Source organism: Neobacillus sp. DZ-9 (assembly GCF_059587065.1).
Window position 1 is genome coordinate 90,893 of the sequence record NZ_JCAIOL010000002.1, and the last position, 21,986, is coordinate 112,878.

Below are 21,986 nucleotides of genomic sequence, written 5' to 3' on the forward strand. Positions count from 1 at the left end.
ATTATGTGACATTCTGCTTTGTTTCATTGACAGCGTGAATGATAATCATTATCATTATTATTGTAGGAGTGAATTGGTAGATGAAAAAATTCTCAGTTTTATTTTTTATTATAGCAATCATATTGAACAGCTTCTCTATTACAGGGGTTCATGCTTATTCCTACGGGGATCCAAATGAAGAGAAGATTGCTGATGTATACAAGGAGATGGTCGTTAAGCTTAATGAGAACCCTCCAAATTTCACATCTGCGAAAAAGCTATTCGAAACCGTAAAAGAAGAAATTGATATGCATATGGGTCCTGAGCCTGCAAAATTAATTATTGGCAATCTCGATGCAAAAGATAAAGAAGCCGCCATTTCTAATATGGAAAAGCTGTTGGTTTTAAATATTGCCAGACGCTTGGAAAGCATAGAAAGCAATTTTAAAGAATATGACACAACCAAACGTCTGCTTGCCAAAGGATTTGCTACATACGACGCTTTATCTCCGAAGGTTGAGGCTGAAAATCCTGAAAATGACAAGAAGATTCGAGCGGATTTTGATAAAGCACTCGAAGCATTGGGGAATCCAGGATTGTTTGGCGTAGGGAAGAAAGAAGCAAACTTAGATGCTTTTAAGGAAAATAAAGATGAAATCTTAAATAGTTTAAAAACAGAATTTAAATTAAAAAGTCTTGAGGTTGGTCATTTTTCTGAAAGTGCCACTGAACAAGCTGCCGCTAAAAAGGACTGGACGGATCCCTCTAATATTCGAAACTGGATTCCACTCGTATTAATCGTCGCTGTTCTTATTGCTGTTATTATTTTTGTAATCCGTAGAAGAAGAAAATAAAAAGACACCATTGGGGAGGAGAAAAGGCTGTGGAGATTCAAGCACTGTTAATTACATTTCGTGAAGTCTTAGAGGCGTTATTAATTGTTGGGATAATTACAACCTATTTAAAAAGAGTCAATCATAAGCAGTTCAATAAATATGTTTGGTTAGGGGCGGGGCTCGCTGTTTTGGCGAGTGTCGGGGTAGCCCTTTTATTCCAACTGGTTTTTACCGGCTTTGCTGCAATGGGAAGCGAAATGTATTTAAAAATAGGGATTATGCTGGTGTCTACAGTCCTATTAACCCAAATGGTTTTCTGGATGGCGAGTCATAGCCGCGATTTAAAAGGGAACATGGAAGGAAAAATGAATAAATTTATTTCCACCGGCAATGTCGTCGGAATGGTTATCCACTCGTTTCTCGTTGTTCTTCGTGAAGGAGTAGAGACAGTGTTTTTCTTCGCTGCTATTACAGGCGGGAACATCGGCGCTGCCATGCAGGGGTGGGGTGCCATCACAGGGGTAGTTATAGCCGCCATTGTTTCTTATTTGTTCTTTAAAGGTACAATGAAAGTGCCATTGAGTACTTTCTTCAAATTAACTGGTGCATTTATTATTTTAATATCTGCTGGATTACTCGTCCAAGCAATCTCCATGATGCAGGACCTTAACATAATAGGCAGTATTCTCCCGCATGTATATGATTTAACCTGGTTGCTTCCAGAGCATCCGATTGATTATACACATTATCTGCGTGATCACGGGACGGCTCCAATTCTTTCGGGAGATGTCGGTGTATTCTTAAAAGCACTGTTTGGCTATTCTTCGATGCCATCGATTGAAGAAGTGCTTGCTTATATCGGGTACTTTGTCGCGATATTATTGCTGACATCCTCAAAGCCGTCTGCAGTTAAGCATAAAAAGGAAGAAGCTCCAAACAATGCACAAGTTCTTAAACCACAAGCAAAATAATCTTTTATAATCAAAGTGCAAGGCCATGCTGCCTTGTACTTTTTCTCTATAAGGCGTGTGAAAATATGAAAATATATATTCCGTTGAAATGCACCCTGTTAAGAATAGTATCTATTTTGTCAATCATAATTGTTTTTATTTCACAACTTATGTATGTTAATCCCTTTACCTCGTCCTGGGATCAGGTTGATTTTACCCTTGCCGTCTCCCGTTTTGATTTAATGGCAATGCAGCCACACTTTCCCGGATATCCCTTTTTTATTCTTGGCGGGAAAATGTTGAATCCTTTTGTGAAAAGTCCATCTGAGGCATTAACGTTATTTAATATTTTATTTTATGCCACTTCTATTTTTCCTGTTTACAAAGTATGCAGGAGATTATTAACCGGCAGTTATTCATGGTTTTCAACAGCTATAATCTATTCAACCAGTTATTGTATCATTATGGTCAACCAGCCGATGTCAGAAGGGGCGGCTCTTGCTGCCTTTTGGTGGTATTTTTGGAGTTTGCTTTTTGCATTTGAAAGGAGAAATTCAACCTATATTTTGTTGCCATTAGGTTTGTTAAGTATCTTGTTAGGTATCCGCCTTTCTTATTTGCCTTTTGCGATCGGCATCCTTTTTCTTTTTTATTCTAAAATGAAAAATAAAAACACCACTTGGAGAGAGCTTATCTATTTTTCTCTCTTTGGCTTAGCCTTTCAGGCCTGCTGGGTAGTAGCACTCATATTTTCGGAAGGAAGTTTGACTGGTTTTATCAAGCTCTCTTTAGCATTTACAAGTGGTCATTTCAATGACTGGGGAGGTGCAATTGAAACATCAAAAATAAGTTTTTTTGAAAGGTTTTTTATTTTTACTTGGGATAATATAATTTGGACAGGACTCGCAGCAAGATCTGCCATTGTCATTCTTATTTACATTATACTACTAGCTATATCCAAAAAAAATGTACCTGCACACCCTTTAATTAAGCTAGTATATTTAATGTTCGGCAGTTATTTTATATGGGGCCTGCTTGCACAAAACGTTGATAAGGCGCGGCACACGCTGCCGCTCGTAATTCTGCTAGTATTTTTTCTATGTACCATAATTTTTTCAAAAAAAACTTCTTTCCTGATTCTTGCACTATCTTTGTTTCTATTAGGACAACAAGTTTGGAACGATGTTGTATTACTGAAGGCGGAGGCAACTAAAAGCCCGGCAATTTATAAAATGAATGCATTTCTGGAAAAATTCGATGAGCCAATCGTGCTGTATACATGGGAAGAAACGAGGGTACTGCAGTATTTGCATGCCCCATATACGCACAAACGAATCGAAACCTTTCAATTTTTCCAGTCCGATTCAAAGTATTATCGCGGCAAAACCATTTTGCTAACGGATAAGGTCGTAAAAGGATTTCGGGCACAAGGGATTTCTTTAGATAGTAAAATTACAAAGGTATTAAGCTTTCAATCAAATGAACTATTTGATCCTGTTTATCATGAGATTACTTTATATAAATGGGAAGGCAATTAATGAGGAAAGGAAATTAATCTTTGAAAAAAATAGCGATTGCTGGAACTGGTTATGTCGGTCTCGTCACAGGGGTTTGCTTTGCTGAACTTGGCAATAAAGTAATTTGTGTGGACCGTGATTCTGAGAAGATAAATTCTCTGCTTAAGGGGCAGGCAACCATTTATGAACCTGGCTTGGAAGAGCTTCTGAAGAAAAACATCGAAGAAGGGAGACTTACCTTTACAACCAACTCAATTGATGGATATCAGGATGCCGACATCATTATGATTGCTGTTGGTACGCCAAATGATAAAAATGGCTCTCTTGATTTACATTTTATTGAGCAGATTGCAAAAGAAATTGGCATGGCGCTTAGACGAAATAATATTATCATTGTAACGAAAAGTACGGTACCTGTAGGAACAAATGAAAAAATTAAAGACTGGATTCAGTCTCGGACCACACTTGGTTTTCAGATGGTGGCAAACCCCGAATTTCTCCGTCAGGGATCAGCCGTATATGATACTTTCAATGGAGACCGAATTGTTATTGGCTCAGATAGTGAGGCGGCAATTCAAACTATTGAGGAGCTTTATGAGCCGTTTGGCGTTCCAATTATTAAAACGGATATCAAAAGTGCTGAATTAATTAAAATGGCTGCAAATTCTTTTTTGGCTTTAAAAATAAGCTACGCAAATGCTCTTTCAAATCTTTGTGAGACTATAGGCGGTAACATTGAAGAAGTGGCGCTCGGAATTGGGATGGATACACGGATTGGAACCTCGTTTCTGAATGCTGGAGTGGGATTTGGCGGATCTTGTTTGCCTAAAGATACGGAGGCTCTTGCTTATTTAGCAAGAGAGGCTGGATTATCTTCCCATCTTTTAGATGAAGCAATGGAGATTAATAAGCGGCAGGAATTAAAGCTCATTGAGAAAGCTTTAGATCGATATACTAACTTAAAAGGTAAAAAAGTCGCTTTGCTAGGGCTGTCTTTCAAACCAAATACAGATGACGTTCGTGAGTCAGTTGCACTTAAGCTTGCCAAACAGTTGGTGGCAGAGGGAGCATTGGTCACGGCCTATGACCCTGTTGCGGTAAAGAATGCTATGAATGAGATTGGTAATTTAATCTCATACACAAATCAATTGGATCAGGCACTGAAAGGTGCGGAAATGGCTTTTATTGTAACAGAGTGGGAGGAGATTAAAAATATTCCATTTAATAATTTAATTGAATGGATGTCAGAGCCCGTTATCTTTGATGGCAGAAATTGCTTTGATCTGAATGCTATTAAAATTTATCCGATTGAATACCATTCGATTGGTAGACCGAGTGTGTATGGAAGAATAAAATTTAAAGCCCCCCAAGAAATCTCTTGAGGGGTAGATTTTTATATATTAGATAGCTGCAAGTTCTTTTTGAAGAGCATCTTCTACTGTTACAAACTCATAACCAAGATCCTTTGCAACGGCTTCGAATGTAATTTCACCGTTAGCAACGTTCACGCCTTGTTTTAATGCTGCGTTTTCAGCAATAGCCTTATAAACGCCTTTATTAGCGATTTGCAGGGCATATGGAACCGTCACATTTGTTAATGCAATAGTTGAAGTTCTAGGAACAGCACCAGGCATATTGGCAACAGAGTAGTGAATAACGCCATGCTTTTCGAAAGTTGGATTGTCGTGAGTTGTTACATGGTCGATTGTTTCAACAATTCCACCCTGGTCAATCGCGACGTCCACTATAACTGATCCTGGTTTCATAGTTTTAACCATTTCTTCTGTTACAAGCTTAGGAGCTTTTGCACCTGGAATTAGAACAGCACCAATTAAAAGATCTGCTTCTGCAACTGCTTCTGCAATATTGAAGGGATTAGACATTAATGTTTTAATCTGATTTCCGAAAATATCATCAAGCTGGCGAAGACGGTCAGCACTTAAGTCGATGATTGTAACATCTGCACCAAGGCCAATCGCCATTTTAGCAGCGTTTGTTCCAACAATACCACCGCCTACGATTGTTACTTTACCGCGGTTAACCCCAGGTACACCTGCAAGAAGGATGCCTTGGCCGCCATTATTCTTTTGTAAGAACTGTGCTCCGATTTGTGCTGCCATACGTCCAGCCACTTCGCTCATTGGAGTTAAAAGTGGAAGCGTTCTGTTCGCAGTAACTGTTTCGTAAGCAATGGCAATTACGCCGCTATCTTTAAGTGCTTGAGCGAGAGGTGGCTCAGCAGCAAGATGTAGATACGTAAATAGGATTAAACCTTGACGGAAGTACTTGTATTCACTTGCAAGAGGTTCTTTTACCTTCATAATCATATCTGATTTTGTCCATACTTGTTCAGCGCTGTCGATAATCTCAGCACCGGCTTTTGCGTAATCATCATTAGTGAAACCGCTTCCAATTCCGGCATCTTTTTCTACCAAAACAGTATGACCCGCATTTAAAAATGAAACAACACCAGCTGGTGTAAGTGCTACACGATTTTCATTGTTTTTAATTTCTTTCGGTACACCAATAAACATAACCCAAATTCCTCCCTAAATAACTTAAAAGTAATTTACCTATGGCTAAAGTATAAAATGTTTGCAGGGAAATTTCTTTGTTAGGAAAGGAGAAAGATTGGTTACGTTTTTGGGGATTTTCACAAAACGTTCAAATCCCTTTGTATTTTTCAAGTTTTAAATCTAAGTAGAGCATCATTTTTTGATTCGGATCCTTAAAATTTACCTCGCCAATTTCAGCGATCCGTTTCAAGCGATAATTTAACGTATTAGCGTGGACATTTAATTCCTTAGCAGCATCATTAATATTATTATCATTATTTAAAAAAATCTCTAAGGTTTCCACGAGATTGCTATTATGCTTCTGATCATATTCGTGTAAATTTGTTAAGGAATAGTTTTCGTATTCTTCGGTTTTCCTTTTTTCCAACAGGAGACCAAAGAATTGATAAATGCCAAGCTTTTGATAATTGTAAATGTCTTTGGTTTCGTAAGGGAATTTTTGTTTAATAGATAAAACAGATAACGTCTCCTCATAGGCTCGTCTGATTTTTTGATAATCCGTATAAATACCACTCAAAACAGGGGTGATATCCCTAACTCCGTAGCGATCCCTCATCTTTAATATAAAAACCTGGACAAATTGTTCAAGCTCAGTAAGCGGGTTTTCTAAACCTTCAGCGGATACTAATAGAATGAGCTGGTTACAGTCTATGGTATAAAGCATAATTTTCAGCCGCTGGTTTGTTTTTAAAAGATAAGAGATGTTTTGCTCTTCTTTACTGGTGATATTTTCATTAAACTGAAAAACTAAAACGGCGAACGAAGACGATGGTGTTATTTGCAAAGTATGGAAGTTTTCAAATATTTCTTCCTGAACCTTCAAATGACCTGTTAAAAGTTTCCAAAAAAACTCCTGAGAACGTTCTTCCTTTTTATTTTTCCTGGTCTGAAGCTGAAGGAGTTTATTTTTTGCAGCATCCGCAGCCTTTTTTAATAGGCTGAAATCTTCATCCGTTAAGGATTTGTCAATTTCTAATGCCCAAATAAATCCGATTACTTCCTCCTGCTTCCAAATCGAAATGGCAACCCTGTTGCTGAGTCCTACATCCTCTATACTCTTTACACGAATAGGCTCACTCGTTTGGAGGAGAGCTGGAATGGTTCCTTCTTTCCATAATTGGTTAATAACTTTTTCTGGAACCCTGCGGCCTATGATCGTCGAAATTCTTGCCGGATCTGTCCGTTCATCGTGTGTACTATAGGCAAGAAGCCGATGATTCACATCCTCAATGGTCACAGGACATTTCAAAACCTGACTAATGAGGTCGGCAAATTCCTCTAAACTATCAAAGGCCGTTTTAAAAGGATCATGTAATCTATTACTCAAACTGGTAACCTCCATAATGGAAGAATTAATAATATTCCTTTGTTTAATTTTACAAAATAAAAGAGATAATTTCTTGTTTTTTCACAAAAAAATTCGTTAAAAATAATGTTAAAATAATTCAAGTAATATTCAAAAAAATAAATATTTAAAAAATTCTATTTTGAAAGCGTTGCCAAATAGGAAAAAGGAAGGAGAAAACACTAATACTTTATGCCGTTGTGGTAAAATAAATAATATTGTTACTATTTTAATAAAAACAAATGAAGTGGGATGGAAAGGAAATTGAAGTTGATTAATCAGGGGGAGATTAATATATGAGCAAAAACACTCATGGCAAAGAACTTCATCGCGGTTTAGAAGAAAGGCACATTACCTTGATGTCTTTAGGGGCAGCCATCGGGGTTGGACTGTTTTTAGGTTCTGCAACCGCAATTAAAATGGCTGGACCAGGTATTTTATTTGGATACGCTTTTAGTGGCTTGATTATGTTTTTCATTATGAGAGCACTTGGGGAAATGGCGATTCAAAAACCTGTTGCCGGTTCGTTCAGTAAATACGCACGTGATTATTTGGGACCGCTTGCAGGATATATTACTGGCTGGAATTATTGGTTTTTGTGGGTCGTTACTTGTATGGCTGAAATTACGGCTGTCGGAATCTATATGGAATATTGGTACCCTGGTGTTCCACGTTGGATATGGGCACTTGCAGCACTTGTCATTATGGCAACAGTAAACTTTTTAGCGGTTAAAGCATATGGGGAATTGGAATTCTGGTTTGCTCTTATTAAAATTGTAACCATTTTGGCAATGATTGTTGTAGGGGCTGGAATGATTTTCTTTGGATTAGGAAACGGCGGCCTAGCAACAGGAATTAAAAATTTATGGGAACATGGCGGATTTTTCCCTAATGGAATTAAAGGTGTTCTCCTGTCCTTGCAAATGGTTATGTTTGCATATCTTGGAATTGAAATGATTGGGGTAACGGCTGGGGAAGTTAAAAATCCGGAGAAATCTCTTTCAAGGGCGATTGACTCTGTCTTCTGGCGAATTTTAATTTTTTATGTAGGTGCATTGTTTGTGATCATGTCGATTTATCCATGGGAAGAAATTGGAACGAAGGGAAGTCCGTTTGTACTTACTTTTGAAAAAATCGGCATTCCAGGTGCAGCAGGAATTATTAACTTTGTCGTGTTAACGGCTGCTCTTTCATCTTGTAACAGTGGTATTTTTAGTACAGCACGGATGCTATTTAATCTGGCGGAGCACGGTGAAGCACCGCAGAATTTTGGTAAAGTAACAAAAAACGGTGTTCCAGGTATTGCGGTTTTAGCCTCAGCAGGTGCTTTATTAATTGGCGTAGTGCTGAACTATATCGTTCCGGCAAAAGTTTTTACCTGGGTGACTAGTATTGCAACATTTGGAGCGATTTGGACATGGGGAATTATTCTGTTATCGCAAATTCGTTACCGTAAAAGCTTAAAGCCAAATGAAGTGACGAATTTAAAATACAAAGTTCCACTATTTCCATTTACTTCTTATATCTCATTAGCCTTTTTAGCCTTTGTTATTGCTCTAATGGCCTATAATCCGGATACAAGAATAGCCTTAGTGATTGGCCCGTTATTCCTAATATTCTTGGTTGGGGTTTATTATTTAAAAGGTTTTCATAAAAGAGATTTAACACAAACTGCATCTAAAAAACGAATAGGTTAAGCTGAAATGAGGCCCTGGAAAAAGGGCCTCATTTTTTTACCTTGATTCCACATACTAAAATGGAACTCAAAAAGGAGGGCCATATATTGGAGAAGAGTAAAATAATCTGTATCACAGCATTGACCTTATTTTTTACTTTTTCCTGTGATCAGGCGAAGTCACAAACCGTTATTAACCCGTTGCAAGAGCAAAATACCATGTCAGTTCTTTGGTTTCAAAAAGCAGGGGAGGCAAGGGCCTTATTTTATCAAGGATATAACATTGGAAAAATGAGATTGGATGACATACTCAGTAAAAAACAATGGAAACAAGGGTTGAAGCCTGCAATTGTTCTGGATTTAGATGAGACCGTTATTGATAATAGCCCGCTCTTCGCGGCGAAAATCATGTCACCAGCGAGCGCAAATTTGAACTGGGGCATGTGGGTGGAACGTGCTGAGGCAAGAGCCTTACCAGGTGCAATAGAATTTTTAAAATATGCAGATTCAAGGGGTATAGCCATTTTTTATATATCCAATCGCAAAGAATCGCAAAAAGCAGCAACGATTATTAATTTACAACGGGTTGGCGCGCCGCAAGCGGATGCAGCACATGTTTTATTGAAGCAAAGGGGAGAAAGAGGAAAAGAAGCACGACGTCTTCAGGTTGCGCAAACACATGATATTGTATTGTTGTTTGGTGATAATCTTGGGGATTTCAGTGGGTTTGAGGGGCTTTCTGTAACCCAAAGAGCACAAATGGCAGACAAACAAAGGAATGAATTTGGAAGGAAGTTAATCGTTTTCCCTAATCCCATGTATGGAGATTGGGAAGGTGCTATTTATCAATATGATTCCAGAAGACCTGATCTTGAAAAAGCAAAGCTAAGGAAAGATAATTTAGAGCCATTTCAACCATGATTTTCGTAAATATCATTAGGCAGTTCCGATTATTAAGGAGCTGTCTTTTTGTTTTTATTTTTCAAATTAAAGTAGTATGATGTATTTATTCATTCATTAAACCAAGTAATCTACCACATTTGGAAAATGAAAACATAACAATATACATTGTTTTTTGATATGATAGAAAATGTTTTTTAAATAAACCTAGTAGTGAAGTGTTTCTTCAAGGAGGTACTTCTATGGATCGATTATTGCAATTAAATACGATTTTTATCAGTATTGTGATTGAAGCTATTCCTTTTATTGTCATTGGTGCATTAATTTCTGCACTGATTGAAGTATTCGTATCTGAAAATATGATTATTCGATTAATGCCTAAAAATAGATTTTTATCGGTTATTACCGCTAGTTTTTTAGGGGTATTATTCCCTGGGTGTGAATGTGGAATAGTCCCGATAGCTTCGAGATTAATAAAGAAGGGGGTAGGACCTCATGCGGCTATTTCCTTTATGCTCTCATCGCCTATTATCAATCCCATTGTAGTATTTGCCACATTCATCGCCTTTGGTGATAGTTGGACAATGGTTTTTTACAGAGCAGGATTAGCGTTAGTTGTTTCTATTTTGGTTGGTATTGTCCTATCTTTTGTTATCAAAGAAAATCCATTGAAAGAGAATATTGATCTGCACGCCCATGATCATTCTAACCAAAACACCAAACAAAAGCTGATTAGTGTTGTTACACATACAATTGATGAATTTCTAAGTGTAGCTAAATTTCTCGTTATGGGGTCATTGATTGCTGCTTCAATGCAGGTTTATGTACCAACAAAAGTTCTACTTACTTTAGGTGATACAAAAGTTACAGCGATTTTAGTCATGATGGGCTTAGCGTTTATCTTATCGATTTGTTCGGAAGCGGATGCTTTTGTTGCTTCCTCATTTAGAAATAGTTTCGGCCAAAGTTCTATTGTAGCTTTTCTAGTTTTAGGGCCAATGTTAGATATAAAAAATGTTTTGATGATGACCGGATATTTTCAGAAAAGAATCGTTATTATTTTAGTTACTTTAATTTCAGTCTTTGTATTCATTGGTTCACTTCTTCTGTAAAGGGGGATTTAGATGTTTAGGGTTGTCATTTTATTATTGTTTACCAACTTATTTTTTACTCTGCACCTTTCAGGGAACATTTCAAAATATATAAACATGAAATATGCCTTCCTATCTAAAAGCATGGTCGTGGTGTTATTTCTGTTGACGATTGCTGAAGGAATAAGATGGTATTTATCTGACAAGAAGCAACAAAAGGACCACATTGGCTGTGATTGTCATCATGACCATGATCACGAACACAATCATGAAATTGACAAAAAGAAAGTATCTAAAGGAAAAAAGGTAAAAAGATTTTTATCTTACACGTTTGTATTAATACCCGCCCTTACAGGTGTTCTTTTACCTGTTGCAACTTTGGATTCACAGCTAGTGAATGCCAAAGGGTTTCAATTCCCTACCTTAGAGGATGGTAATGATAAATACGGGATGCATCAAGTTCTTAATCCTGATATGAGCCAATTTTTAGGACAAGATGCCTTCTTAGATTTAGTTCATAAGGAGTCCAAGTCTTATAAAGTAAAGAACGATATTACCTTGACTGATAATGATTATTTAAAAGCATTAGAAGTCATTTATAATTACTCGGGAGATTTCGTGGGGAAAACAATTACTTTTAAAGGTTTCTCTTATAACGGTCCTAACCTAAACAACAATCAAATCTTTCTGCTTCGGTTTGGGATCATCCATTGTATAGCAGACTCTGGGGCATTTGGTATGATGATTCAATTCCCGAATGACATTCATATTCCAAATGACCAATGGTACCAGGTAACAGGAAAAGTGGATACCGAATATTATGCTCCAATGAAGGCGAGAATTCCTGTTATCAAAGTGACAAGTTATAAAACAATCAACCAGCCTAAAGATCCTTATGTTTATCGAAACAGCTTTAATTAATAAGATTATTTGAAAAAAAGGACCCTTTGGGGTCCTTTGTTAATATCATTATTCTTTCACTGCTTTTTCGTATTGGGTTTAAAACTACAACAATAATCGATTAGCTCTTAACATTCTTTAGGATATTTATGGCGAAGAGGATAATGGCCAGAACCAATAATGTCCCGCCAATGGCAATGAAAGGACCGGCAGATTCAACTCCGGAAACTAAGCATGCAAGGGCAATCATCATGACAGGCAATGCAATATTATGGAGCCAAAAATGAACTTTCGCTAATCCTGTTTCCGCTGCACTTGGATAAACTGCATAAATGAGCCCAGCTAGTGTCATTGACACCCATCCTAACAAATTGACATGGACGTGTACTGGCGTAAGGTCAAATTTCTCTGTCATGGACATATACATCCCCATACAAACACCTATGACAAAATACACAACAGAGATTTTAATAAACCTAACTCCCATTCCTCAGCCTCCTTATTTAGTGAAAAATATGACTACAGTACTAAATATGAAGAACTACTTGGAAAAAGAACTTTCATTTAATAGGACATAATTTGTAATTTCAAAAAAACAAGCAGCCCCAATTTTACGGCTGCTCAGAAAAAGGTTTTAATTCCAATTAAAACGAGACCAATTAAAAATCCACAAACTGCCCCATTTACTCGAATCCATTGAAGGTCCTTTCCTACATTGTTTTCAATCATGTTGATGAGTGTTTCGTTATCAAGCTTTTCTAAATTCTCTTCGACGAGTTTACCTATTTTTGAATGATTATTATCAACAAAGTTGGAAATATGCTTCTTAATCCAAGATTCTAGATTGTTAATTTTTTCAGGATTTTCTTTAAATTCATTTAAGCTATTTTCGATTAAAGGGAGTAAATATTCATTCATAAATATAGGGTCCTCTAAAGTTTCAATAGCTTTCTGCTGGAGTTTAGTTAAAAAGCCGGTTATTTTTTCTTCCGGTTCCCATTTGTCTATCAATTGTATTTTAAAGTTTTCGAGCTCATCAAAAATCTTTTCATCACTTTTAATGTTTTGCAATTTTTTATGGATATGATTGAGCAAGGTTTGTCTGTTTTGATTATAGGGATCACGGAAACTATCTACACCTTTAAGGATTAAATTCTGGAGAATTCCTCCTAATTTTTCCTCATTAACCAGATTACTAAAGGACTTCAAAGCAAACTGCATGATCCCATCTGCTTTAATATTTTCAATAGCGTCAACTGCCATGCCCCCGAGTTTGTATTTCGTTGTTTCTCTAGATGCCCATTCATCAATCTCTTTTAATACGAAATCAAGTGCTCTTTCATCGTATTTCCTAATCGATACTTGATCAATAAGTAATGGGAGATAGAGTTTAATATCCAGTTCATTTAAGTAATTCTTTATTTCCTTTTCAATAATGGGAGCAATTTTTTTAATATCTACTTTATTAAGTAAATATTGAATAACGGATTTGAAATTTTTTTGCACCCCAGGTGAGTGTAGCTCCTTTTCAATTAAGGATAGAATTTTATCCGAGAAATGAAAGGTATCAATTTTCTTACGAATACTTTCTTTTGTAAGCCAATCATTTTCTAACATTGAAATAATGCCCCCGATGATTCTTTTACGGTTTTTAGGGAGCAAGGCTGTATGTGGAATAGGAATACCAAGTGGATGTCGAAACAAAGCGGTTACGGCAAACCAATCGGCTAGACCTCCGACAAGTCCTGCTTCGAAACCACCCTGCAGGATTACACCCCAAAGTGAATCCTGATAAGGCATTGTAGCAATGAATCCAATTGCCATCACAGCAAGGGAAATAGCGGCAAGATGCCTTGATTTATTTTTTTGCTTGAACATTTTTGTACCCCTCGTTTTTAGATAAATATGGTAAGGCTATTATCTCAATTTAACATAATAAAAAGCAAAAAAAACTTCTTAATAAAATAGTGAAATATTTTATTAAGAAGTACTTATTTGATTTTTAAGAAAAGATTCGCTCAATTAACCAAAACCCACCCAAGAGTGTGATGATAATAGAGCCAATTTGGACAATTTTTCTATAAGACTTTTGCTTTTGGATTAATCCAAGTAAAGGCAAAAGTAATAGGACAATCGTAAGCTGAACGGCCTCAATTCCCAGGTTAAAATTAATTAATGCCACGGCAAGGTGGCTTTTTGGAATGGCCATTTCTTTTAATATAGTGGCAAACCCCAGCCCATGTATTAATCCGAATAAGAAGGTGATACTCCAGCGGTATTTAATCTCTTTTCGGAAAATATTTTCTAGTGCCACGTAGCAAATACTGAAGGCGATTGTCGCCTCGACGAAACGTGAAGGCAATGTGATCCATCCCAAGACAGCAAGGCTTAATGTAATGCTATGTGCAATGGTAAAAGAAGTGACAATGGCAGCATATTGTTTAAAGGTTTGTTTTCTTAACAATAAGGCAAATAGAAATAATAAATGGTCATACCCGGTTAAAATATGCATCATTCCTAATTTGAAAAAAGAGAACCAGGAAGTAGGAGTATTGGATTTTTCCTGCACAGCTTGGTCCGTTTGGCTTTGATTTGTATTTTGCTGAATCGATTGCCCCCCTGGAGCCTGTTGCTCTTGTTGCACCTCGGTGGCCAGAAAGGTCCAGGTTCTATTTTTTCCCTCTAACACTGCTTCACTCGTTTCACCCAAATAGGATGCTGAGATGAGATCGACATAGTTAGTGCCCGTGTCATTGAAATAAAATCCATCATTATAAGAGAGTGTTTCACCTGGTGAGAATGCAGGATAGCTCATGTAAATTGATAAAAATTCTTTATTTCCTTTCTTGATGATTTTCATCTTTTCAATTTTCGGTTCTAGTTCCCTGTTACCCTTATCAAGAGTAAGCCCATCTGTAATTAATTCATCTAAATGATGCCTGTCGCTGTTAATTTCCGATTTCTCTAAAACCCAATTTTTATTTTTATCTATCTTTGGAAGTAACTCCAGTATCGATAACGTATCAATGGAGAAGACCACTTCTGTCTTTTCTTGGTTCATTGTTATCTGTGTATAACTTGCACTATATGCATGGGCTGATGACTGGGAGGGGAAAGAGGTAAAGATAAATAGAAAAAGTGCTAGTGAAATCAAGGTTAGAGGTCTGACATTCAACCTTTGTCGAATTTTGATAGAACGATACATTAAAAAAATCCTCCTGATAAATATTATATTAAAATAATTACTTAAATTTACCAATTTAAAGCAAAACAAAATTTCTCCTTTATATAATCATATTTTGTGCTTGTTTGTACATATTTAATAAATTTTTTTTTACATATCTATATAATAAATTTACAAAAAATATATATCTTTCAGTTTGAAAATTTTGTAGAATAATAGTGAACCAGATGCATGATAGAAGACCTATGTAACCGTTTTCTATCATGTATTTTCAAAATTTACAGATAAAAGGTGGTTAATGAATGATAGCAGGCAATCGGAAGTTTAAGCGTTGGACGAGTACGTTTATGGCAGCGCTGCTACTGATCAGTACATTTTTGCCAAGCAGTTTCATTGGCAGGGCTCATGCCGAGCAAGCTGATCATGTTGTTATCTCTCAGGTTTATGGCGGGGGAGGTAATAGTGGCGCTACTTACACAAATGACTTTATTGAATTATACAATCCAACCGATAGTGATGTAGTACTGGATGGATGGTCTGTTCAGTATACCAGTAGCACAGGTCCACAGTGGAACCTAACTACACTATCAGGGACCATTAAATCCCATGGATATTATCTCGTTCAAGAAGCACCAGGGGCCACAGTAAAGGATAAACCTTTACCAACACCTGATGCTACAGGTGCTCTAGCGATGGGGGCAGGTTCAGGTAAAGTGGTACTGGTTAATAAAACCACAGCTGTAACTGGACAATATCCAACTGAAGTCGTTGATTTTGTAGGTTATGGAACTGGATCTGTAGGTTATGAAGGAACAGGACCTACAAAAACACCTTCTGCTACTTTAAGTGCAGTACGGGTCCCTTATGCAAATACTGCACCTGCACCAGGTCTCGGAAATGCATGGGATTCAGATGACAATGCAACTGATTTTGTTACAGTTACCCCAACTCCTAGGAACTCTCAGAGTCCAGCGGAAGCACCAATGGTTCCTGTATTAAGCTTACAGCCAAAAGGAACGAATATTCAATTTGTACAAAACGGCACTTCATCAAAAGTAACAGGTCTAGCAGAAGCAGCCGAAGCTAATTCTACTATTAAAATTTATGAAACCGCATCCAAGGGCACAGCAATTGGCTCTGGAACAGCGGGTGCTGATGGTTCTTTCGATATTAGTGTCTCAACAACATTAACATCTGTATACGTAGCGGCTACCCAGACTGGTCTGGCTGAAAGTGCTGCGATCAAAATTGATTTAGCGACAGAGAGTGCCTCTGTGGCACAAGCAAAATTAAGCTATGTTGTAGCCGATGGTGTCGGAACATTAATCGGCGGCGCAGGAGCTGCCGCAGCAAATGCTATCATCAATGTTTATCCAAACGATACTGCAACAAAAACAGAAAAATTAAATGCACAAGAAATCAAAGCAGGAACAGCAGGTGATTTCTCCGTAACGATCAACAATGCTCCTGGCACTGTTTATGTAACACAAATGACAAGCTCTGCAACAGGAATTAAGTTAGAAAGTGTTCCAGTTTCAGTGACAAAAGCCGATACAACGGCAGTTGCAAAGCTTGCGGACGTACGTGCTTCTGATTCAAAAGGGCAGCCGGTAAACCTGAATAAGTTCTTCACGGTTGAAGGTGTTGCCACCGTCGATAACCAAATTCTTGGGACGCAAAAGCAAAACTTCTATCTTCAAGATGATACAGCTGGTATCAACATTTTCAGCTCATCTCTTGATATCGGATACAAGGTTTTAAAAGGCGATAAATTACGGATCACTGGTAAAGTACTAGTTTATAACGGCTTGACGGAATTCGAACCTACTTCTATTGAGAAAATCAGTGAGGGCAACCCAATTCCAACACCTAAAACGCTTACCATTTTAGATTTGAACACGTACGCAGTGGCTGAGCCGGTTGAAGGCAGTCTTGTAACTGTAACTGGAAAGGTTTCTGCAGTTGCTGCATCAGGTGCGAACTATAACGTAACATTTGTTGATGAAAACGCTAAAGCAACTACTTTACGTGTAATGGGTGCAACAGGTATTAAACCTGACACTGACCTTGTAGTAGGAAAAAGCTATGTTGTTACTGGTGTTTTAGGACAGTTTACATCTAATGCTTCAGCAATAAATGGGTATCAAGTATATCCGCGTGATGTAAAGGATATATCTCCAATTTTAGGCATTACGCACACAGCATTAACACAAGTATACAAAGATACAAACGTTGGATTCGAAGCTAATGCCGATGGTGCAGAATCTGTAACTGTATACTACAGAGCAAAAGATTCTACTGAATATACTGCATTACCAATGGTAAATGGCGGTGACGGACGTTATACTGCGACTTTAACAGCAGCGAATGTACCACAAAATGGATTCGATTATTACATTGAAGCCAAAGCTGGTACCCAAGTCCAATCAGCTGGAACAAGTGCTTCACCATATGCGGTAGTATTGGTGGAGGATAAGACTGGACCAGCAATTACAGGTGAAACTCCACAGTCTGGAGATAAAGTAGAAAGTCCAACACCGGAAATTTCCGCTTTACTTGAAGACCCAAGCGGTGTGGACGAAACAACGGTTCAATTGTGGCTGGATGGCAAGGAGCTTACTGCCCCTGCTGCAACAATCAGCAAAACACAAGTGAAATATGTTCCTGAAACGGATCTTGCACTAGGAACACATACTGTAAAGGTTTCTGCAAAAGACGGCAAAGGCAATCTTGCTGAAAAAGAATGGAATTTTGAAGTGGTTCCACGTTTTACAGGCGGTAACCATTACCGGGGTACAACACACAACCACACGAATATTTCACACGATGGTGCTGGTACACCAGAAGATGCCTTAAAAGCTGGAAAAGCCCATCATTACGATTGGTTTGCTTTCTCTGACCACTCACATGATATCGACCCTGAAAAATTAGGTACGGATACAGTAGTACGTAATGGAATGCCGGAACGTACTGGTGGCTCACAGTGGCAATTAACAAAAGACCTTGCTAAGCAATACACAACCAGTGATTATGTAGTATTCCCAGCGTTCGAAATGACTTCTACTACTTGGGGACACTCCAATATCTTCGGAACCGATAATTTTATCGACCGAAACATTAATGGAAAGCAGTATCAAGATTTAAATCAATATTATGCATGGGTTATGACATACGACGATATCGTCGGTCAATTTAACCACCCAGATATGTCTGCCAATGCGTTTAACAACTTTAAACCTTATAACAAAGACGTAGACAAGCTATTCACGATGTTAGAAGTGGGTAATGGTTCTGGTCACTATGGATATGCAAATGCGGAAAACAAGTTTTACTCAGCTCTTGATTTAGGCTGGCACGTAGCTCCAACTTATGGAGAAGATAACCATGAAGGAACATGGGGCCAAGTAAACGCTCGTACCGTAATCGTAGCGGACGACCTTTCCCAAGCATCCCTATTACACTCTATGCGTAACATGCGCGTGTACATGGAAGAAGATCCTAACTTCACATTGGATGTATTAGCAAATGGCTACTACATGGGTTCAACAGTAGACAGCAAAAAATTGAGCTTCAACATTACAGGAAGCGACTTAGTGGCTGAAGCGCATAATAACAGCGACTATAACTACCTTCCAACATCTTATAAGTCTGATGATAGAATTCAAAAAGTGGAATTGATTACAAACGGTGGAAAAGTGGTAGATTCGATTACACCGATGGAAAAAGAATTCACTTGGAAGCCATCATACACTGTAACGGGCGGACAACAATGGTTTGTTGTAAAGGTTACACAAATGGACGGCGAACGCATTTACTCTTCACCAATCTGGTCAAAAGAAGAGTCAGTCGACGTTAAAGTAAATAGCATCGATGTCGATGGCGGCGTGATTGTCGGCGGCAACCCTGCTACATTAAAAGCAACTGTTGCGAACAACGGAACAGAAGTAGTGAAAAATCTTAAGGTAGACTTCTATTACGATGAAGTTAAGCCTGAAAACTTAATTGGAACAAACAATATTTCATCTATTTTATCTAAAGGATCAGCTGTTGCAACAGCAACTTGGGCAAACCCAATTAAAGGCGACCATAAGCTTATTGCCGTTGTTACATCACTTGATGGCTTAGATCTTGGTGATACCGCCTTTACGGTACCCGTACAAATCAAAGAGCCGCTTGGCATTAAAGTAGTAATCGATGCTTTCCATGGCAACGAAAATACAAGTGCTGACAGCGGTACGTATAAAGACAACTTAAAAGCATTTACACTCATGCTTCAAAAAGAAGGCTACACAGTAACTGAAAATAAAGTTGCGCTTACCGATGATGTGTTAAGCAATGTAAAAGTATTAGTGTTAACACACGCAAGAACAGCTTTATCAGCTGATGAACGAGCAGCCGTAGCGAAGTTCGTGAAAAATGGCGGTTCCCTGCTGATGGCTGGAAAGAGCAATAATAGCGCTGATCCGACCATAAACAATGACCTATTATCGGATATCGGCTCTGCCATCCGTATGGGTAATGATGGAGTATTTGATGATAGTAAAACCGGTAACTTCTGGAGCGATCCAAAAGTCAGCCCATATGCTGTCAGACTACATCCTGGATTAGTCTCTAACTATATCACTGACCGCGTATCGTTTATCGATTACTACAGTGGTACAAGTCTATCAGGAGCGGACAATCAGCCGTTGACTGACGGCGGTAAGGTTACCATCCTGGCAAAAGGTAATGATACAACCTACCAAGGCAATATCAAAGGTGGATACACTTATGATTCTGTATCCGATACAACTGGCGGTTCAGCGATTCCAATGATTGCATCAGAAGAAATTGGCGATCAAGGCCGTGTCATTGTATCAGGTATGAATATTTTCAATGATAAGCAAATGGATGAATCGTTTGAACCAAAAGGCAACGACGAATTCACGTTTAACGCCATCAACTGGTTAGCGCATCGTGAAGCGAAGGTTGCGAAGATTGAGGATGTACGTTCTTTAGCTGATGGTACAGATGTGGTCGTAGAAGGAACAGTTACGACTGGAGCAGGCAATTTCTTTGATGCCTTCTATCTGCAGGATGCAACTGGCGGTATTATGGCATTCCAAGAGGTTCCAGAAGGTTCTCTTAAACTAGGCGACAAAGTACGCGTGTATGGTCATATTAAGACTTTTGAAAATAACAAAGAATTAGAGTTTACGACATTTGCAAATGATGTTATTAAACTAAGCTTAGGAGATCCTGTACAGCCGAAACAAGTAGCTACTGGTGAAGCGACATCCGCTGCGAACCAAGGTCTGCTTGTGAAGGTAAAAGGGACTGTTGTATCTAAGTTTGATGAAAATTCCTATGTCATCAATGATGGTTCTGGTGATGTGTTAGTATTTACGGACGGATACATTGTGAACCAAAGCGGTCCGGTTCCAGTTCTTTCAAAAGGTGACACGCTTGAAGCTGTCGGTTTATCGGGTGCTTTTGCACAGGGTACCCGCATCCGTGTAAGAGATACGAAAGAATTAGTTGGAACGATTGCACTGGATACTACAGCGCCAGAAGCGCCAGCTGTAAATCCAGTATCTGAGAATGATGTTGTTATTTCAGGAACAGCTGAAGCTTTAGCAACAGTTGTGGCGAAAGTAAACGGCCAAGAAATTGGAAAAGCAACAGCCGATGCAGAAGGCAAATTTACGATTACCATTGAAAAGCAGGCAGCAGGAACAAAAATTGTAGTAACAGCAACTGACGCATCAAACAATATTAGTGAAGCAGCTGAAGTTACAGTCAGCGACGCTACAGCTCCATCAGCACCAATAGTTGATAAGGTTACTGACCAATCAACAAAGGTTACAGGCAAAGCGGAAGCGGGCGCAGTTGTAACTGCAACTGTTAACGGCAAAGAAATTGGGAAAGACACTACAAATGCTGATGGCACATTCTCAATTACAATTGAGAAACAAGTATCAGGAACAAAAATTGTAGTAACATCAACTGATGCAGGCGGCAACACAAGTGCGGCTACAGAGGTAATGGTAACTGACGGGACACCACCAGCAGCACCTGAATTAAGTTTTGATGTCACACAGTTTGATAACTTTGTAGCAGGATATGCTGAGCCATTCGCAAAAGTTGAAGTAAAAGTAAACGGAGAATTAATTGGCTCAGGTACTGCTGATGAAGATGGCTACTTCGAATTTGACATTCAAAAACAAGCTGTCGGAACGATATTGGCAATTACTCAAACAGATATTTCTGGCAACGTTAGTGAAGCACTTAAAGTGGCTGTAACAGCTGCTCAAACCGGCTGGTTCAAAATCGATACTAATACTTGGATTTATATCAATCCTCAAACCGGAGAATTAGTATCTGGCTGGCTCGAACTTAATGGCAATAAATATTATCTTGACAAAGAAGAATATACAATGGTAACCGGCTGGAAACAAATTGACGGTTATTGGTACTATTTTTCAGAGAACAACGGTTCTATGCGCACAAATACATGGGTACCTTCAGCAAACGGTAAATCCTATTTTGTTGATGCATCAGGAAAAATGCCAACAAATACATGGATACTTTACCTTGGCAAATGGTACTTTGTTGACGCTAGTGGAGCTAAGAAAACAAATTCATGGGTTCAAACAAACAAGAAATGGTACTATGTTGATGCAATTGGAGTCATGAAAACTAATTCATGGATTCTAACAAACGGTAAATGGTACTTTGTAGATGGAAATGGAGTCATGAAAACAAGTTCATGGGTTCAATCAAGCGGAAAATGGTATTACTTAAATGCTGACGGTTCTATGGCAACCGGATGGATTAAAGTGGGCAACAAGTGGTACTACCTATACAATGACGGTCATATGGCTGCCAATACCATGATTGGTAAGTATAAGATTGGCAAAGATGGTGCCTGGATTCAATAATCTGCTTCTATAAACAAAACCTCCTCTCAAGAATGAGAGGAGGTTTTGTGCTGATTTCTGTAATTAGTTAAAAAAATAATTATCCATGAAACCTTTTTTTATATTCTTCGTCT

At 38.2% G+C, this 21,986-nt stretch carries 14 protein-coding genes; 9 read left to right on the forward strand and 5 right to left on the reverse strand.

The genetic code is table 11. The annotated features are described in order from the left end of the window. The first annotated feature begins 80 nt into the window (after positions 1-80). The 4 genes from AC59HZ_RS04810 to AC59HZ_RS04825 all read left to right on the forward strand — a co-directional run bounded on the left by AC59HZ_RS04810 (position 81) and on the right by AC59HZ_RS04825 (position 4,664). The gene (locus tag AC59HZ_RS04810; protein ID WP_496544740.1) at positions 81-833 is read left to right on the forward strand and encodes an EGFR-like transmembrane domain-containing protein; all 753 of its coding nucleotides are present in this window, start codon (positions 81-83) and stop codon (positions 831-833) included. A gap of 29 nt (positions 834-862) precedes the next feature. After that, complete coding sequence (locus tag AC59HZ_RS04815; protein ID WP_496544741.1) at positions 863-1,786, forward strand: FTR1 family iron permease; 924 nt, start codon at positions 863-865, stop codon at positions 1,784-1,786. 116 nt (positions 1,787-1,902) lie between these two features. Further along, entirely contained in the window at positions 1,903-3,303 is a 1,401-nt protein-coding gene (locus tag AC59HZ_RS04820; protein WP_496544742.1) for a hypothetical protein, read from the forward strand. 20 nt (positions 3,304-3,323) lie between these two features. After that, positions 3,324-4,664 carry a UDP-glucose dehydrogenase family protein gene (locus AC59HZ_RS04825; RefSeq protein WP_496544743.1) on the forward strand — a complete coding sequence of 447 codons (1,341 nt, stop codon included), beginning with the start codon at positions 3,324-3,326 and terminating at the stop codon, positions 4,662-4,664. Positions 4,665-4,682: 18 nt separating this feature from the next. On the opposite strand, the gene ald is transcribed toward AC59HZ_RS04825, so the two are convergent. Both ald and AC59HZ_RS04835 read right to left on the reverse strand, forming a co-directional pair. Beyond that, positions 4,683-5,816 carry an alanine dehydrogenase gene (gene ald, locus AC59HZ_RS04830; RefSeq protein WP_496544744.1) on the reverse strand — a complete coding sequence of 378 codons (1,134 nt, stop codon included), beginning with the start codon at positions 5,814-5,816 and terminating at the stop codon, positions 4,683-4,685. 130 nt (positions 5,817-5,946) lie between these two features. Then, complete coding sequence (locus AC59HZ_RS04835; RefSeq protein ID WP_496544745.1) at positions 5,947-7,200, reverse strand: PucR family transcriptional regulator; 1,254 nt, start codon at positions 7,198-7,200, stop codon at positions 5,947-5,949. A 299-nt stretch (positions 7,201-7,499) separates the two neighbouring features. Here AC59HZ_RS04835 and alaP point away from each other — a divergent pair, with 299 nt between their 5' ends. The 4 genes from alaP (at position 7,500) to AC59HZ_RS04855 (ending at position 11,790) form a co-directional block, all read left to right on the forward strand. After that, positions 7,500-8,900, forward strand: coding sequence for an alanine permease AlaP (alaP, locus tag AC59HZ_RS04840; RefSeq protein WP_496544746.1), 1,401 nt, complete (start codon positions 7,500-7,502; stop codon positions 8,898-8,900). A gap of 59 nt (positions 8,901-8,959) precedes the next feature. Beyond that, positions 8,960-9,799, forward strand: a complete 840-nt coding sequence (locus AC59HZ_RS04845) for a 5'-nucleotidase, lipoprotein e(P4) family (RefSeq protein WP_496544747.1) — start codon at positions 8,960-8,962, stop codon at positions 9,797-9,799. Positions 9,800-10,020: 221 nt separating this feature from the next. After that, on the forward strand, positions 10,021-10,890 hold the full coding sequence (locus AC59HZ_RS04850) for a permease (RefSeq protein ID WP_496544748.1): 870 nt from the start codon (positions 10,021-10,023) through the stop codon (positions 10,888-10,890). 12 nt (positions 10,891-10,902) lie between these two features. Beyond that, a complete protein-coding gene (locus AC59HZ_RS04855) occupies positions 10,903-11,790 on the forward strand; it encodes a TIGR03943 family putative permease subunit (protein WP_496544749.1) in 888 nt (295 codons plus the stop codon). 100 nt (positions 11,791-11,890) lie between these two features. Here the strand turns inward: AC59HZ_RS04855 and AC59HZ_RS04860 are convergent, their stop codons facing one another. From AC59HZ_RS04860 to AC59HZ_RS04870, 3 genes are all read right to left on the reverse strand, one after another. Beyond that, complete coding sequence (locus AC59HZ_RS04860) at positions 11,891-12,256, reverse strand: cytochrome-c oxidase (protein ID WP_496544750.1); 366 nt, start codon at positions 12,254-12,256, stop codon at positions 11,891-11,893. A 134-nt stretch (positions 12,257-12,390) separates the two neighbouring features. Continuing rightward, entirely contained in the window at positions 12,391-13,647 is a 1,257-nt protein-coding gene (locus tag AC59HZ_RS04865) for a DUF445 domain-containing protein (RefSeq protein ID WP_496544751.1), read from the reverse strand. Between the two features lie 124 nt (positions 13,648-13,771). Continuing rightward, positions 13,772-14,974: a HupE/UreJ family protein gene (locus AC59HZ_RS04870; protein WP_496544752.1), complete on the reverse strand. Its 1,203-nt coding sequence runs from the start codon at positions 14,972-14,974 to the stop codon at positions 13,772-13,774. 281 nt (positions 14,975-15,255) lie between these two features. Between AC59HZ_RS04870 and AC59HZ_RS04875 the strand changes: the two genes are divergently transcribed. After that, positions 15,256-21,873 carry a DUF4350 domain-containing protein gene (locus AC59HZ_RS04875; protein ID WP_496544753.1) on the forward strand — a complete coding sequence of 2,206 codons (6,618 nt, stop codon included), beginning with the start codon at positions 15,256-15,258 and terminating at the stop codon, positions 21,871-21,873. Positions 21,874-21,986: the final 113 nt, after the last annotated feature.